The sequence below is a fragment of the Conexibacter woesei Iso977N genome, from assembly GCF_000424625.1.
GTDB lineage: Bacteria > Actinomycetota > Thermoleophilia > Solirubrobacterales > Solirubrobacteraceae > Baekduia > Baekduia woesei_A.
This window is the reverse complement of record NZ_AUKG01000003.1, coordinates 108,717-123,694: the sequence shown is the minus strand read 5'-3', so window position 1 is coordinate 123,694 and position 14,978 is coordinate 108,717. Positions and strand designations below refer to the sequence as shown.

The 14,978-nt window shown below is 69.7% G+C and carries 14 protein-coding genes; all 14 read left to right on the top strand.

The features are described from left to right. Positions 1-6 precede the first annotated feature (6 nt). The 14 genes from H030_RS34305 to H030_RS39310 are packed head-to-tail and all read left to right on the top strand — an operon-like array spanning position 7 to position 14,928. A complete protein-coding gene (locus tag H030_RS34305; RefSeq protein ID WP_027007726.1) occupies positions 7-693 on the top strand; it encodes an NADH-quinone oxidoreductase subunit B in 687 nt (228 codons plus the stop codon). Next, positions 686-1,216 (top strand): NADH-quinone oxidoreductase subunit C, encoded by a 531-nt coding sequence (locus H030_RS34300; RefSeq protein ID WP_051223468.1) that lies wholly within the window; start codon positions 686-688, stop codon positions 1,214-1,216. The genes H030_RS34305 and H030_RS34300 overlap by 8 nt, the downstream gene beginning before the upstream one ends. Continuing rightward, positions 1,213-2,475: an NADH dehydrogenase (quinone) subunit D gene (gene nuoD / locus H030_RS0122080; protein ID WP_027007725.1), complete on the top strand. Its 1,263-nt coding sequence runs from the start codon at positions 1,213-1,215 to the stop codon at positions 2,473-2,475. The genes H030_RS34300 and nuoD overlap by 4 nt, the downstream gene beginning before the upstream one ends. Positions 2,476-2,497: 22 nt before the next feature. Continuing rightward, positions 2,498-3,265, top strand: a complete 768-nt coding sequence (locus tag H030_RS34295; protein WP_155892211.1) for an NAD(P)H-dependent oxidoreductase subunit E — start codon at positions 2,498-2,500, stop codon at positions 3,263-3,265. Beyond that, on the top strand, positions 3,262-4,587 hold the full coding sequence (gene nuoF / locus H030_RS0122070) for an NADH-quinone oxidoreductase subunit NuoF (RefSeq protein ID WP_035129263.1): 1,326 nt from the start codon (positions 3,262-3,264) through the stop codon (positions 4,585-4,587). Before H030_RS34295 ends, nuoF begins: the two co-directional genes overlap by 4 nt. A gap of 3 nt (positions 4,588-4,590) precedes the next feature. Then, positions 4,591-7,038: an NADH-quinone oxidoreductase subunit NuoG gene (gene nuoG / locus H030_RS34290; RefSeq protein WP_051223466.1), complete on the top strand. Its 2,448-nt coding sequence runs from the start codon at positions 4,591-4,593 to the stop codon at positions 7,036-7,038. A 25-nt stretch (positions 7,039-7,063) separates the two neighbouring features. Continuing rightward, positions 7,064-8,083, top strand: a complete 1,020-nt coding sequence (nuoH, locus tag H030_RS0122060; protein WP_051223464.1) for an NADH-quinone oxidoreductase subunit NuoH — start codon at positions 7,064-7,066, stop codon at positions 8,081-8,083. Next, positions 8,084-8,623: a NuoI/complex I 23 kDa subunit family protein gene (locus H030_RS0122055; RefSeq protein ID WP_035129261.1), complete on the top strand. Its 540-nt coding sequence runs from the start codon at positions 8,084-8,086 to the stop codon at positions 8,621-8,623. Between the two features lie 38 nt (positions 8,624-8,661). Beyond that, complete coding sequence (locus tag H030_RS34285; protein WP_051223462.1) at positions 8,662-9,354, top strand: NADH-quinone oxidoreductase subunit J; 693 nt, start codon at positions 8,662-8,664, stop codon at positions 9,352-9,354. Further along, positions 9,354-9,653 (top strand): NADH-quinone oxidoreductase subunit NuoK, encoded by a 300-nt coding sequence (nuoK, locus tag H030_RS0122045; RefSeq protein WP_027007721.1) that lies wholly within the window; start codon positions 9,354-9,356, stop codon positions 9,651-9,653. The genes H030_RS34285 and nuoK overlap by 1 nt, the downstream gene beginning before the upstream one ends. After that, a complete protein-coding gene (gene nuoL / locus H030_RS0122040) occupies positions 9,654-11,666 on the top strand; it encodes an NADH-quinone oxidoreductase subunit L (protein ID WP_027007720.1) in 2,013 nt (670 codons plus the stop codon). It begins immediately after the preceding gene. Beyond that, positions 11,663-13,198: a complex I subunit 4 family protein gene (locus H030_RS34280; protein ID WP_051223460.1), complete on the top strand. Its 1,536-nt coding sequence runs from the start codon at positions 11,663-11,665 to the stop codon at positions 13,196-13,198. The genes nuoL and H030_RS34280 overlap by 4 nt, the downstream gene beginning before the upstream one ends. A 7-nt stretch (positions 13,199-13,205) precedes the next feature. After that, complete coding sequence (locus tag H030_RS0122030) at positions 13,206-14,741, top strand: NADH-quinone oxidoreductase subunit N (protein WP_027007719.1); 1,536 nt, start codon at positions 13,206-13,208, stop codon at positions 14,739-14,741. Between the two features lie 31 nt (positions 14,742-14,772). Continuing rightward, positions 14,773-14,928 (top strand): hypothetical protein, encoded by a 156-nt coding sequence (locus tag H030_RS39310; RefSeq protein ID WP_155892210.1) that lies wholly within the window; start codon positions 14,773-14,775, stop codon positions 14,926-14,928. Positions 14,929-14,978 lie beyond the last annotated feature (50 nt).

Below are 14,978 nucleotides of genomic sequence, written 5' to 3'. Positions count from 1 at the left end.
CTGGCCATGGAGATCATCAAGCGTGAGAAGGCGGGTGCTGCGGACGACTTCCGCATCCGCCAGTTGCAGGCCCGCGACATGCTGCGCGGCGACATCGAGGGCGACGACCTCGAGCAGTACGTGCAGGAACGGGTCATCACCACCACCTTGGACCGCGCCGCCAACTGGGCGCGCGGCAACTCGCTGTTCCCCGCGACCTTCGGGCTCGCCTGCTGCGCCATCGAGATGATGTCCGTGGTCGGCGCGCGCCTCGACATCGCGCGCTTCGGCTTCGAGGCGTTCCGCGCCTCGCCGCGCCAGGCCGACCTGCTGATCCTGTCCGGCCGCGTGTCGATCAAGATGGCGCCGATCGTCCGGCGCATCTACGACCAGATGCTCGACCCGAAGTACGCGATCGCGATGGGCGCCTGCTCGTCGTCGATGGGCGTCTTCAACAACTACGCGATCGTCCCGGCCGACAAGTTCCTGCCGGTCGACGTCCACGTCCCGGGCTGCCCGCCGCGCCCGGAGGCGCTGATGCACGGGATCCTGAAGCTGCGCTCGATGGTCCACAGCGACCCGGCCATGGGCTGGCGCGACCGCTACGGCGCCGACGGCACCGTCGAGGTCCTGCCCGACGAGGGCGAGGCGCTGATCAAGGCCGAGTCCGCCGTCAACGTCCCCGGCGACGAGGGCGCGTCGCAGAATGCCTGACGCCCCCGGCACCGAGCTGCTGGCCCAGGCGCTGCGCGACGCGCACGGCGACGACGCCGTGCTCGGCACCGAGCACTTCCGGGCCAAGGGCGCGATCAACGTCGCGCCCACCCACATCGGCGAGGTCCTGGAGACCTTGCGCGGCAAGGGCTTCCAGCACCTGATGAGCGTCCACGGGGTCGACTACTACCCCGAGGAGCCGCGCCTCGGCGTGCACTACGAGCTGCTTGACCGCGACGCGCTCGACCGCGTCTCGGTCAAGCTGCGCGTGCCGCTCGACACGCCCAACGTGCCGTCGGTCACCGACGCGTGGCCGACCGCCAACCACCAGGAGCGCGAGGTCTACGACATGTTCGGCGTCGTCTTCGACGGCCACCCGGACCTGCGTCGCATCCTGATGCCCGAGGACTACGAGGGCCACCCGCAGCGCCGCGACTTCCCGCTCGGCGGCGAGCCCGTCCTCTTCACGGCCGCCGAGACGGCCGGCAAGGACTACACCTTCGGAATCGACGGTGAGGCATGAGCTCCACGGACGTCACCGGCAGCGACTACCGCGCTCAGGAAGAGCGCGTCGACGTCTTCCAGCGCGCCCAGACGCTGGGGGCGCCCGCGCCCGACCAGGAGCTGCTGACCCTCAACATGGGTCCGCACCACCCCGCCACGCACGGGGTGCTGCGCCTGCTCGTCACGTTGGAAGCGGAAGTGGTCCGCGATCTGAAGCCCATCATCGGCTACGTCCACACCGGCATCGAGAAGACCGCCGAGGACAAGTCGTACTGGAAGGGCATCCCGATCATCGAGCGGATGGACTACCTCGCGTACTACTTCAACGCGATGGCCTTCTGCGGGGCGACCGAGACGCTGCTCGACGTCGAGGTCCCCAAGCGCGCCCAGTACCTGCGCGTGATCCACATGGAGCTCAACCGGATCATGTCGCACCTGGTCTGGCTCGGCACCTCGATGCTCGACCTCGGCGCGGTCACCGTCTGGTGGTACTGCTTCCGCGAGCGCGAGACGATCCTGGACCTCTTCGAGTACAGCTCCGGCCAGCGCATGCACACGCGCTACTTCCAGGTCGGCGGCGTCATGGAGGACATCCCGGCCGGCTGGGCCGAGAAGCTCGCCAAGTTCCTGAAGGACATGCCGAGCAAGATCGACCAGTACATGGACTTGCTCAACCGCAACGAGATCGCGTTGCGGCGCCTGCGCGGCACCTGCCCCCTCGACGTCGAGACGCTCCAGGGCCTCGGCGTGACCGGCCCGCTGCTGCGCGCGGCCGGCGACCCGTGGGACCTGCGCAAGGCCATGCCCTACTCCTCCTACGAGGACTTCGACTTCAAGATCGCGGTCGGCGAGAACGGCGACAACTACGACCGCTTCGCCGTCCGGATGGAGGAGATGCGGCAGTCGATCCGGATCATGGAGCAGGCGCTGGAAGGCCTGCCCGAGGGCCCGTACATCACCGACGACCGCAGGGTCGCGCTCCCGCCGCGCCACGAGCTGGCGACGTCGATGGAGGCGCTGATCTACCACTTCAAGCTGGTGACCGAGGGCTTCCGCGTCCCGCCGGGCGAGGTCTACTACCCGATCGAGGGCCCGCGCGGCGAGTACGGCGTGTTCATCCGCTCCGACGGATCGAGCAAGCCCGCGCGCGTGCACATGCGCGACCCCTCGTTCGTGAACCTGCAGGCGACGCTCCCGATGGTCAAGGACGCCTACATCGCCGACCTCATCGCCACGCTGGCGATGATGGACCCGGTGCTCGGCGGCGTGGACCGGTAAGGCACGGAGGAGCAACCACTTCATGTCGATGCCCGACGTCAAGCGCTACTCGCACGGCTCCCGCGTCCCCGGCTGGGACGACGCCGTCGACCTCTCCAAGGACCCGCAGGAGATCCCGGATCCGGCGACCACGCCGGTTCCCACGGAGCTGCGCGAGGAGATCGAGCGCCACATCGCCAAGTACCCGGACCGGCGCTCCGCCGCGATCCCGGCGCTGGCGGCCGCGCAGGAGCTGCACGGCTGGTGCTCGCCCGAGGCCTTCCGCCAGGTCGCGTGCGTGATGCGCCTGACCCCCGCCTACCTGGTGGCGGTCGCGTCGTTCTACGACATGTTGGACACGCAGCCCGTGGGCCACAAGCGCGTCTACGTGTGCACCAACATCTCGTGCTCGCTGCGCGGCGGCCGCAAGCTGCTGGGCGAGCTGACCGAGGCGGTCGGCGACGACCCCGACGTGCAGGTGCGCGGCTTCGAGTGCCTCGGCGCCTGCGACATCGCCCCGATGGTCTCGGTCGACGGCGTCTTCCTCGGCCCGGTCGAGAGCGACGACGTCGCCGAGCTGGCGCGCCAGGTGCGCGACGGCGAGGACCCACTTCCGGCCAAGCAGCTGATCAAGCGCCCGTCGGCCGACCCGCACGCCAACTCGCGTGAGTGGGACGCGCCGGGCACCGACTTCGCCGAGGTCGAGTCCGAGATCGACCGCCCGGCGCCCGGCAACTCGCCGCTGCCGGCCGAGCCTTCTTCCTTCGGGCCCCCGATGGGGACCCCGGATCCGCCCGAGGAGCCTGCATGAGCACGCAGCAGCCGCTGATCTTCCAGGACATCGACGAGCCTGGTCTGCACACGCTCGAGGTCTACAAGCGCCGCGGTGGCTACGGCGACCGCCTGCGCAAGGCGCTCCAGCTGCCGCCGGAGGCGCTGGTCGAGGAGCTCAAGGCGTCCGGCCTGCGCGGCCGTGGCGGCGCCGGCTTCTCGATGGGCATGAAGGCGTCCTTCATGCCCAAGGGCACGATGGACAAGTACCTCGTCTGCAACGCGGACGAGTCCGAGCCCGGGACCTTCAAGGACCGCGAGCTCATGCAGAAGATCCCGCACCTGCTGATCGAGGGCATGATCATCGCCGCCCACGCGGCGGGCGCGAACCGCGCGTTCATCTTCATCCGCGGCGAGTACGTCCAGCAGGCCGACATCCTCGACGCCGCGCTGGTCGAGGCCTACGAGGCCGGCTTCCTGGGCGAGAACATCCTCGGCACCGGCCACACGCTCTCCCTCGCCGTGCACCGCGGCGCGGGCGCCTACATCTGCGGCGAGGAGACCGGCCTCCTCGACAGCCTCGAGGGCAAGCGCGGCAACCCGCGCCTGAAGCCGCCGTTCCCCGCCAACCAGGGCCTGTACCAGGGCCCGACGCTCATCAACAACGTCGAGACGCTGGCGACCGTGCCGCTGATCGTCGAGATGGGCGGCGCCGAGTACGCCAAGATCGGCGCCGAGGGCTCGACCGGCACGAAGCTGATCTCGATCTCGGGCAACGTCAAGCGCCCGGGCAACTACGAGATCGAGCTGGGCATGTCCTCGCGCGACATCATCTACGGCCTGGCCGGCGGTCCCGACGACGGGCGCGAGGTCAAGTTCTGGTTCCCGGGCGGCTCGTCGTCCCCGGTCCTGACGGCCGACGACCTCGACCTCGCCTACGACTTCAACACGCTGGCCAAGGCCGGGTCCATGCTGGGCTCGGGCGCGATCATCGTGGTCGACGACTCCAACTCGGTCGTCGACGTCTGCCTGTGGCTCGCCGAGTTCTACCGGCACGAGTCCTGCGGCAAGTGCACGCCCTGTCGCGAGGGCACCAACTGGACCGTCAAGATGCTCGAGCGCATCCAGTCCGGCCTCGCGACCCCGATGGACCTCGACATCATGGCCTCGGTCCAGGAGCAGATCATCGGCAACTGCCTCTGCGTCCTCGGCGACGCGATGGCGATGCCGGTCGGCTCGATGGTCGCCAAGTTCCGCGGCGAGTTCGAGGCCCACATCGAGGCGGCGCGCGCCAAGCTCGGGATCGCCGACGACCCGGCGGACGCCCCCGAGCTCGCGCTCATCGAAGGAGCCTTCGCGTAAGTCATGCCCCGCCCTGAGGTCAAGCAGGTCACGTTCTCGATCGATGGCCGCGAGGTCACCGCGCCCGAGAACATCATGTTGGTCGACGGCGCCAAGTACGGCGACGTCGAGATCCCCGTCTTCTGCTACGAGCCCAAGCTCGGCGCGCCGGTCGGCGCCTGCCGCATGTGCCTCGTCGAGATCGAGGGCATCCCGAAGCTGCAGACCGCGTGCTCCACGCCGGTCAAGGACGGCATGGTCGTCCACACGCAGACCGACCGCGTGAAGACCGCCCAGCAGGCGGTCGTCGAGTTCCTGCTGATCAACCACCCGCTCGACTGCCCGGTCTGCGACAAGGGCGGCGAGTGCCCGCTGCAGGACATCTCCTTCGGCTGGGGCAACGGCAAGTCGCGCTTCATCGAGCCCAAGCGCCACTTCGAGAAGCCGCTGGAGCTGTCGCCGCTGATCGCGATCGACCGCGAGCGCTGCATCCTCTGCTACCGCTGCGTGCGCTTCTCGCAGGAGATCTCCGAGGACTACCAGCTGGTCTTCCAGGAGCGCGGCGCGCACACGTTCGTCGGGACCTTCGACGGCCACCCGTACGTCGCGCCGTTCTCCGGCAACATCACCGAGCTGTGCCCGGTGGGCGCGCTGACCTCGCAGCCCTACCGCTTCCGCGCGCGCCCGTGGGACATCGAGGGCGCCGGCGGCGTCTGCACGCTGTGCCCGGGCCAGTGCAACCTGACCTTCACCGTCCGCGACGAGCGCGTCCTGCGCGTCATGGCCCGCGACCACGACGAGGTCGACGACGGCTGGCTCTGCGACCGCGGCCGCTTCGCCTACCAGGCGATCCACGTCGACGAGCGCATCACCCAGCCGATGGTCCGCGACGGCGGCGAGCTGCGCCCCGTCTCGTGGGAGCGCGCCCTCGACGAGGCCGCCGGCGGCCTCAGGCGCGCGGCCGGCCGCGTCGGCGTCCTGGCGGGCGGCGGCACGACCAACGAGGAGGGCTTCCTCCTCCAGCACGTCGCGCGCGCCCTCGGGACCAACGACATCGACTCGCGCACGTTCGACGCGCTCGGCCGCGACGAGCTGCTCGCGCTCAACGACCCGGCGCTGCAGGCGACGGTCCCGGACCTCGAGTTCGCCAACACGGTCCTCGTCCTCGGCGCCGAGCCGGTCGACGACATGCCGATCGTGGACCTGCGGATCCGCAAGGGCGTGCGCCGCAACCGCGTCGCGCTCGCCGTCGCGACCTCGCGCCCGTCCTCGCTGGACAGCAACGCCAAGCAGGTCGTCCGCTTCGCCCCTGGCGACGAGGCGCGCGCCGCCGCGCTGCTCGCCAACGCGATCGCGGGCGGCACCGACGTGCCGGAGCAGCTCGCCGACCTGGTGACCCTGCTCAAGGACGGCGGCGACGACGTCGTGGTCCTCTACGGCGAGCGCGTGCTGGCCGATCCGGCCGGCGCCCAGGCGCTGGTCGCCCTCGCCGACGCGCTCGGCCTCCGCGGCCGCGACGGCGCGGGCCTGCTCGGCATCCCGTCTTCGGCCAACGCCCGCGGGCTGCGCGAGGCCGGCGTCCTGCCGTTCGCGGGTCCGGGCCTGGCGCCCGCCGCCGCCGGCCGCGACACCGCTGCCATCGCCCAGGCCGCCGCCGACGGCGAGCTCGCCGCGCTGTGGCTGGTCGGCACCGACCCGCTCGAGACGCACCCGCACCGCGCCCTCTGGGACGAGGGGCTGGAGCGCGCGTCGACGATCATCGCCCACGCCGGCTACCTGACCGCGGGCGTGCGCGAGCACGCGACGGTCGTCTTCCCGGCCGAGTCGCACGCCGAGCACGAGGGCACGATCGTCCACCCGGACGGCCGCGTCCAGCGCCTGCGCCAGGCGATCAGCCGCCAGGGCGAGACGCGCCCGGGCTGGTGGGTCATCACCGAGCTCGCCAAGCGCCTGGGCCAGCAGGACCTCAGCGTCCTGACCGGCTCGCAGGCCAGCCAGATCCTCTTCACCGCGGTGCCGTTCTACAGCGGCCTCACGCTCGACCTGATCGGCGGCAAGGGCCTGCGCTGGGTCGCGTCGGCCGAGAACGCCGCCGCGTGGCCGGCTCCGGAGACCGCGCCCGCCGCGGCCGGGTCGATCGCCGCACCGGACGCCGGGCCGGACGAGATCGGCGGCCGCCTGCGCCTCGGGACCTACCGCTCCGTGTGGGCGGGCCCGGAGGTCGCGAACTCCCCCGCTCTGCAGTTCTTGAAGGCGCGCTCGCGGGTCGAGCTGTCGCCGGCCGACGCCAAGAAGCTCGGCCTCTTCGACGGCGAGAAGGTCGTCGTCGGTGGTGACGGTCCCGGCCACGTGGACGCGACCGTCTCCCTGCGCGCCGCGGTCCCCGCCGGCAGCGTGTTCCTGGAGGGCAACGGCGTCGACGGCCCGCTCGTCGAGATCCGCAAGGGCGCTCCCGTGCCCTCCCACTCGTAGTCCCTTTTGAGCTGAGCCCACGAACGTGATCGCCAACATCTATTACTACGAGCCGTGGTGGATGCAGATCGCCAAGGCGATCGTCATCTTCGCCGTCGGCCTGCAGATCGTCCCGATCGCGCTGATGGCCGACCGCAAGGTCATGGGCCGCATGCAGAACCGCTACGGGCCCAACCGCGTCGGCCCGTTCGGCGCGCTGACCCCGATCGCCGACATCGGCAAGCTGCTGTTCAAGCAGCAGTTCCGCCCGAACTCGTCGATCGGCTGGATGTTCGCGATCGCGCCGCTGATCTCGATCGTCGCGGCCGTCGCCGCGCTGGCGATCGTCCCGTTCGGCGACGTCCAGGACATCTTCGGCACCAAGACCGGGCTCTACGGCGTCGATGCCTCGATCGGCCCGCTCTACCTGTTCGCCTTCGGCGCGGTCGCGTTCTACGGGATCATGCTCGGCGGCTGGTCGTCCGGCTCCAAGTACTCGTTCCTGGGCGCCATGCGCGCCGCGGCGCAGCTGATCTCCTACGAGGTCGCCCAGGGCCTGGCGCTCGTCGGCGTCGTCATGACGGCGCAGAGCCTGTCACTGGTCGACATCGTCAAGGGCCAGGCCGGCATGTGGTACATCGTGCCGCAGTTCGTCGGCTTCATCATCTTCCTGATCGCCTCGTTCGCCGAGACGAACCGCCCGCCGTTCGACCTCGTCGAGGCCGATGGCGAGCTGGTCGGCGGGTACAACACGGAGTACGGCGGCGGCAAGTTCGCCACCTACTACTTCGCCGAGTACCTCAACATGATCGTGGCCTCGTTCATCATGGTCACGGTCTTCCTCGGCGGCTGGTGGCTCCCGTTCGGGATCCACCCGCCCGGCTGGGTCCAGCCGATCGTCGTGATCGGCAAGACCATGTTCTTCATCTTCTTCTTCGTCTGGGCCCGCGCGACGTTCCCGCGTCTGCGCTACGACCAGCTGATGTCGCTGGGCTGGAAGGTCCTCCTTCCGCTGGCGACGCTCAATGCCCTCGTGACCGCGATCGTCCTGGTGGTGACCGACTAGATGGCCCCCTGGCCCCCTTCAGCGGACGAGCTGATCGTCGTCGACGCGCCCAAGCGCCTCGGCGGTCCCGGCTCCTTCTACCGCGCCTTCGGCGAGACGCTGCGTGGTCTGAAGACCACGCTGCGCCAGTCCGTCGCGCCGGTGTCCGTCGTCTCCTACCCCGAGGAGAAGATCCCGGTCTACCCGCGCTTCCGCGGGCGGCATCGCCTCCACAAGTTCGAGGACACGGGGCTGGAGAAGTGCGTCGGCTGCTCGCTGTGCGCCGCCGCCTGCCCGTCGGACTGCATCCGCGTCGTCGCCGCCGAGAACACGCCGGACAACCGCGTGTCCGCCGGTGAGCGTTACGCCGCGGTCTACGAGATCAACCTCAGCCGCTGCATCTTCTGCGGCTACTGCGAGGTCGCCTGCCCGTTCGACGCGATCACGATGGGCAACGACTTCGAGATGTCCGACTACGCCCGCCACGACCTCATCTTCACCAAGGAGATGTTGCTCGCGGAGCCCTTCGAGCGCACGCCGCTGCGCAAGGAAGGCGAGTAGCCTCGGCCGCTGGGCGGTCCAGGTCCAAGGTCACCACCATGTCCGCTGTCTTCTTCTTCATCGCAGGGATCGGGGCGATCGTCGGCGCGATCGGCGTCGCGACGCTGCCGAACCCGTTCTACGCCGTCCTGTCGCTGGTCTGCCACCTGCTGTCGCTGGCCGCGCTCTTCCTGCTGCTGCGCGCGGAGTTCATCGCCGCGGCGCAGGTCGTCGTCTACGCGGGCGCCGTCATGGTGCTCTACGTCTTCGTGGTCGCCTACGTCGGCACCCAAGAGGAGCCCGTCCGGCCCGCCGGCGGTCCCGGCCTGAAGGCCGCGTCGATCGTCTTCGCCGGGCTGCTCGCAGTCGAGCTGTTCATCGCCGTGCTCGGCTCGGGCCTGAAGGGCATCGACGGCAAGGGCGCCGACTACGCCCCGGGCTTCGGCACGCCGGGCGCGATCGGCGAGCTGCTGCTGACGCGCTTCCTGTTCCCGTTCGAGGCCGCCTCGTTCCTGCTGCTGATGGCCGCCGTCGGCGCCGTCGTGCTGGCGCGCCGCCGCGGCGGGCTGGAGGGCTCCGACGAGGAGTTCGTCCACCCGATCGCCACGCGCCTGCCGCAGGGCATGGGCTCGATCGCGGAGGGCGTCGGCACGATCAACCCGACCGCGCGGATCGAGTCGGCGTCCGTCGCCGCCGCCCGCGGCGTCGACCCCGACGACGATCGCCCCGCGATCGAGGAAGGCGGCTGGTAATGAACATCGGCTGGTACCTCACCGTCTCCGCCCTGGTCTTCTGCATCGGCGCGGCCGGCGTGCTCACGCGCCGCAGCCCGCTGGTGATCCTCCTTTGCCTGGAGCTGATGCTCAACGCCGCGAACCTGAGCCTGATCGCGTTCTCCCGCATGTGGGGCAACGGCGACGGCCAGATCTTCGCGATCATCGTGATGGTGGTCGCCGCGTGCGAGGTCTGCATCGGCCTGGGCCTGGTGGTGGCGATGTTCCGCCGCCGCCTGCCGATCGACGTCGACGAGATGCGGGAGCTGCACGGGTAGATGAGTCCCACCACCGCCGCCTGGCTGGCGCTTGCGAGTCCGCTCGCAGGTGCCGTCATCAACGGCCTTGGGTTCAAGGTCTGGAAGGGCAAGACGTCCGGCGTCATCGGGACGTTCGCGCTCGCCCTCGCGTTCGTCTTCGCGGTCATCGCGTTCTTCTCGCTGCAGGGTCGCGGCGAGGAGCACCGGCAGATCGTCTCCTCGCTGTACGACTACGCGGTCGTCGGCTCGATCGACGCCAAGCTGTCGATCCTCGTCGACCCGCTGAGCATCATGATGATGCTGGTGGTCACCGGCGTCTCGACGCTGATCCACCTCTACTCGTACGCCTACATGTCGGGCGACCGCGGGTACACGCGCTTCTTCGCGTACCTCAACTACTTCGTCTTCAGCATGCTGCTGCTGGTCCTGGCCGGCAACTTCCTGCTCCTGATCGTCGGCTGGGCCTTCGTCGGCGCGGCGTCCTACCTGCTGATCTCCTACTGGTACCGCCGCACGACGGCGACCAGCGCGGGCATCAAGGCGTTCGTCATAAACCACGTCGGCGACATCGGCCTGACGCTGGGCGCGTTCTTCATCCTGAAGTCCTCCGGGACGCTCGACTTCATGTCGACGTTCCACAAGGCCGAGGCGATCGGCAAGCTGCACCACGGCGACCTCACCGCGGGCCTGATCCTGCTGCTGATCGGCGCGTTCGCCAAGTCGGCGCAGATCCCGTTCCACACGTGGTTGCCGGACGCGATGGAGGGCCCGACGCCCGTCAGCGCCCTGATCCACGCCGCGACGATGGTCACCGCGGGCGTCTACCTGATCGCCCGCATGCACCCGCTGATCGAGCAGTCGGCCGCGGCCGCCGACGTCGGCATGATCATCGGCTGCGTCACGCTCTTCGTCGCCGCGACGATCGGCATGGTCGTCACCGACCTCAAGCGCGTCATCGCCTACTCGACGATGTCCCAGATCGGCTACATGATCATGGGCGTCAGCTCCGGCGCCTACGTCGCGGGCATGTTCCACCTCATGACGCACGCCTTCTTCAAGGCGCTGCTGTTCATGTCGGCCGGCTCGCTGATCAGCGCGATGGGGTCCAACCAGAACCTCGACGACATGCGCGGCTTCCGCAGGGCGATGCCGTACACGTTCGGCTGCTTCGTCATCGGCGGCCTCGCGCTTGCCGGCATCCCGCCGTTCTCCGGGTTCTTCTCCAAGGACGACATCCTGCTGTTCCAGGCCGAGGCCGGCGGCTGGCACTGGGTCCTCTACGTGGTCGGCTACATCACCGCGTTCATGACCGCCATCTACACCTGGCGGATGATCTTCCGGGCGTTCTTCGGCGAGCCGTGCGAGGAGGCCAAGGAGCTCGAGCACGGGCACCTCTTCCACCCCGCGCAGGCGACCAACCCCGCCAACGGCGAGGTCGAGGACACCGACGTCGGGTTCCCGGGCCCCGAGCACCACATCGCCGAGACCGCCTTCGGCATGAGGGCCGCGATGGGCACGCTCGCGGTGCTCGCGACCATCGGCGGCGTCGTCGAGATCCCGCACGTGACCAACTGGCTGGACACCTTCCTGGAGCCGACGTTCGCCGACTCCACGATCCACGTCCAGGCCAGCGACGGCAAGCTCTGGTTCGGGCTCGTCCTCGGCGCGGTCCTCGGCCTCGGCGGCATCTTCATCGCCTACACCATCTGGGGCAAGGCCAACGGCGAGATCGCCGTGCGCCTGCGCGAGCGGGTCCCGGCGCTGCACAAGCTCTTCATCAACAAGTGGTACTTCGACGAGCTGATCGACATCGTCGTCGTCCGCCCGTTCGCCTGGTTCGGCCGCTTCGGCCAGCAGACCTTCGAGCGCATCTTCGTCAACGGCACGCTCGTCGGCGGGTCCTCCGGCATCGTCCGGGCGGGCTCCGCCGCCGTCCGCGCGCTGCAGTCCGGCTTCCTGCGCGCCTACGCGGCGCTGCTGCTGGTCGGTGCCGCCGCCGTGCTCCTGTACTTCCTGATCCAGTCCTCGTGAGCCTTCCTCTCTCCATCCCCCTCTGGCTGCCCGCCGCCGCGGCGTTCCTCGGGCTGCTGCTGCCCGGCGCGATCTCGCGCGTCGTGACGATCATCGGCGCGCTGGGCACGTTCGCCTGGACGATCTGGGCGATCGCCGACTTCCACCGCGGCGTCGGCCTGCAGGACGTCACCGACCAGATGTGGATCAAGCCGCTGGGCATCCACTACAAGTTGGGCGTCGACGGGCTCAACCTGTTCCTGATCGCGCTGGCCGCGTTCATCTTCCTGGCGTGCATCGTCTGGGCCGCGACGCAGGAATGGGACCACGCCCCGCAGTTCTTCTTCTTCATGGGCGTCGCAGAGAGCGCTGTGCTCGGCGCGCTGATGGCGCAGGACCTGGCGCTGTTCGTCCTGTTCTTCGACCTGATGCTGCTGCCGTTCCTGTTCCTGGCCGGCGTCTGGGGCCCGGAGGGCACGCGGGTCGCGGCGATCACCAAGCTGTTCATCTACACCTTGGTCGGCTCGCTGCTGATGCTGGCCGCGGCGATCGCCACGGGCGTCCTGGTCTCGCAGCAGACGGGCCACGACATCTCGTTCGCCTTCAGCGACCTGCAGGCGCAGATCGCGATCCTGCCGAAGAGCTCGCAGGAGTGGATCTTCCTCTGCTTCGCGGCCGCGTTCTGGGTCAAGATGCCGGCGTTCCCGGTCCACGGCTGGATGCCCGACGGCTACCGCAACATGCCGCTGCCGGTGCTGGCCGTCTTCTCGGCCGTGCTGAGCAAGGTCGCCGCCTACGGCTTCCTGCGCGTCGTGCTGCCGACCTTCCCGGACGCCTCCGCGCACTTCCAGGACCTGATGCTGGTGCTCGCGCTCGGCTCGATCCTCTACGGGTCGGCGATGGCGTTCACGACGACCGAGTCGCGGCTCGTGCTCGGGTACTCGTCGGTCGCCCAGCTGGGCTTCATCACGCTCGGGATCTTCTCGCTGAGCGGCGACGGCGCGCAGGGCGCGATCCTGCAGTCGATCAACCACGGGCTGGTCGTCGCGCCGGCGTTCGTGGTCGTCGCCTACCTCGCCGAGCGCACGCACGGCTCCGAGGACATCCGGGACATGGGTGGCATCGCGTTCCGCGCGCCGGTCCTGGCCACGCTCTTCCTGATCGTCGCGCTCGCCAACCTGGCGATGCCCGGCTCGTCGAACTTCGTCGGCGAGTTCATGATCCTGCTCGGCGTCTTCCACTCCAAGCTGGTGATCGCGTCGATCGCGTTCGTCGGCGTCGGGATGGCCGCCGTCTACTCGCTGCGCCTCTTCATCCGGACGATGCACAACCGCGTCGGGCCGGAGGTCGAGAGCCACGAGATCAGCTTCCGCGAGGGCCTCGTCCTCGTGCCGCTCGTCGCGGTGATCCTGTTCTTCGCGCTGTACCCGCAGCTCGCCCTGCACAAGGCCGAGCCCTCGATCGCCAAGGCCGTCGCACCGGCCGCGTTGATCCAGCACAACGAAGACACGGTCAGCGACGCCCGTGCCCACGACATCACCGTGATCCGGTAAGGCCTTCATGTTGCTCGCAGTCGTCTCCAAGCCATCCATCGACTGGGCCGGGGTCTCCCCGCTCATCGCCCTGCTGGGCGGGTCGATCGTCGTGCTGCTCGCCGGCCTGCTGCGCGGGCGCTTCGTGCGCGAGCAGATCGTCCCGTTCCTGACGATCGTCGCCTTCGGCGCCGCGATCGGGCTCGGCGTCTGGCAGTGGGACGACGCCAAGGACCTGTTCGTCGCCAAGGGCTCCCAGGGCGCGCTGCGCTCCGACGACCTGACGCTGATGATCCTGTTCATCGTCGCGATCACCGGCATCGGCGCGACGCTGCTGTCGTGGCGCGCGCTGGCGCCCCGCGAGGCCGCGCACGGCGAGTACTTCGCGCTGATGCTGACGAGCGCCGCGGGCATGGTCATCCTGGCCGCCGGCCAGAACCTCGTCACGGTCTTCCTCGGCCTGGAGCTGCTGAGCGTCCCGCTCTACGTGCTCTGCGCGACCGAGATGCGGCGCGAGCGCTCGCTGGAGTCCGGCCTGAAGTACCTCATCATCGGCTCGGTCGGCTCGGCGACGTTCCTGTACGGGTTGGCCTTCATCTACGGCGGCACCGGCCACACGGACTTCCGCGACATCGCGGGCGCGATCAACGGCGACGTCGCCAAGGACGCGCTGCTGCTGACCGGCATCGGCCTGACGATCGTCGGCCTCGCCTTCAAGGCGTCGGTCGCGCCGTTCCACCAGTGGACGCCGGACGTCTACCAGGGCGCGCCGACGCCGGTCACCGCGTGGATGGCCGTCGCGACCAAGGCCGCCGCGTTCGGCGGCGCGCTGCGCATCCTCGACGTCGCGCTGATCGACGCCCACCAGGACTGGGCGCCCGCGCTGGCCACGCTGGCGACCGTGACGATCATCGTCGGCAACGTCGGCGCGCTGTCGCAGTCGTCGCTGAAGCGCCTGCTGGCGTGGTCGTCGGTCGCGCAGGCGGGCTACCTGCTGGCGGGCGTGGTCGTCGCGACGCGCCTCGGCGTGCAGGCGACGGTCTTCTACCTGTCGATCTACCTGTTCATGAACATGGCGGCCTTCGCGGTGATCGCGGCGCGCGAGCGCGCGACGCCCTACGGCGACGACATCCGCTCGATCGCCGGCCTCGGCTGGTCCAAGCCGCTCCTGGCGTGGCCGCTGACGCTGGCGATGCTGTCGCTGGCCGGGATGCCGGCGACCGCGGGCTTCATCGGCAAGTTCACGCTGATCGACGCGGCCGCCGACGGCGGCTACACGTGGCTGGGCATCGTGATCGTGATCGGCTCGATCATCTCGCTCGGCTACTACCTGAAGGTCATCGCCGCGATGTGGATGCGTCCGGCGAGTGCCGCCGAGGTCGCGACCGTCGACGCCGCCGGCGCCCCGCGCCTGGCCGGCGCCGACCCCGTCACCGACCGCAACGACTGGGAGGTCACGCTCGTGGCCGTCCTGGCCGGCGCGGCGATCGTCGTCTTCGGCGTCATCCCCTCCCCGCTGCTGAACCTCGCCGACCACGCGGGCAAGGCGCTGGGCCTGCTCTAGCCCCCGCGCGGTTCGGGTAGCCCTCGTCGTGATGAACGACGAGGACGAGAAGCACCCCACGCAGGACCAGCCGGACCACACCGAGGACCCGCGCAGGCAGGACCAGGGCTCCGAGGGCTACCCGGAGACCACCGAGGAACCGGCCGCCGACGACGGCGATTCGCCGGAGGGCGACGGCGACGCCTGATCCTCCGGCGCGCTTGACGCCGTCCGGCGCGGACGCGACAGTGCGCGGCC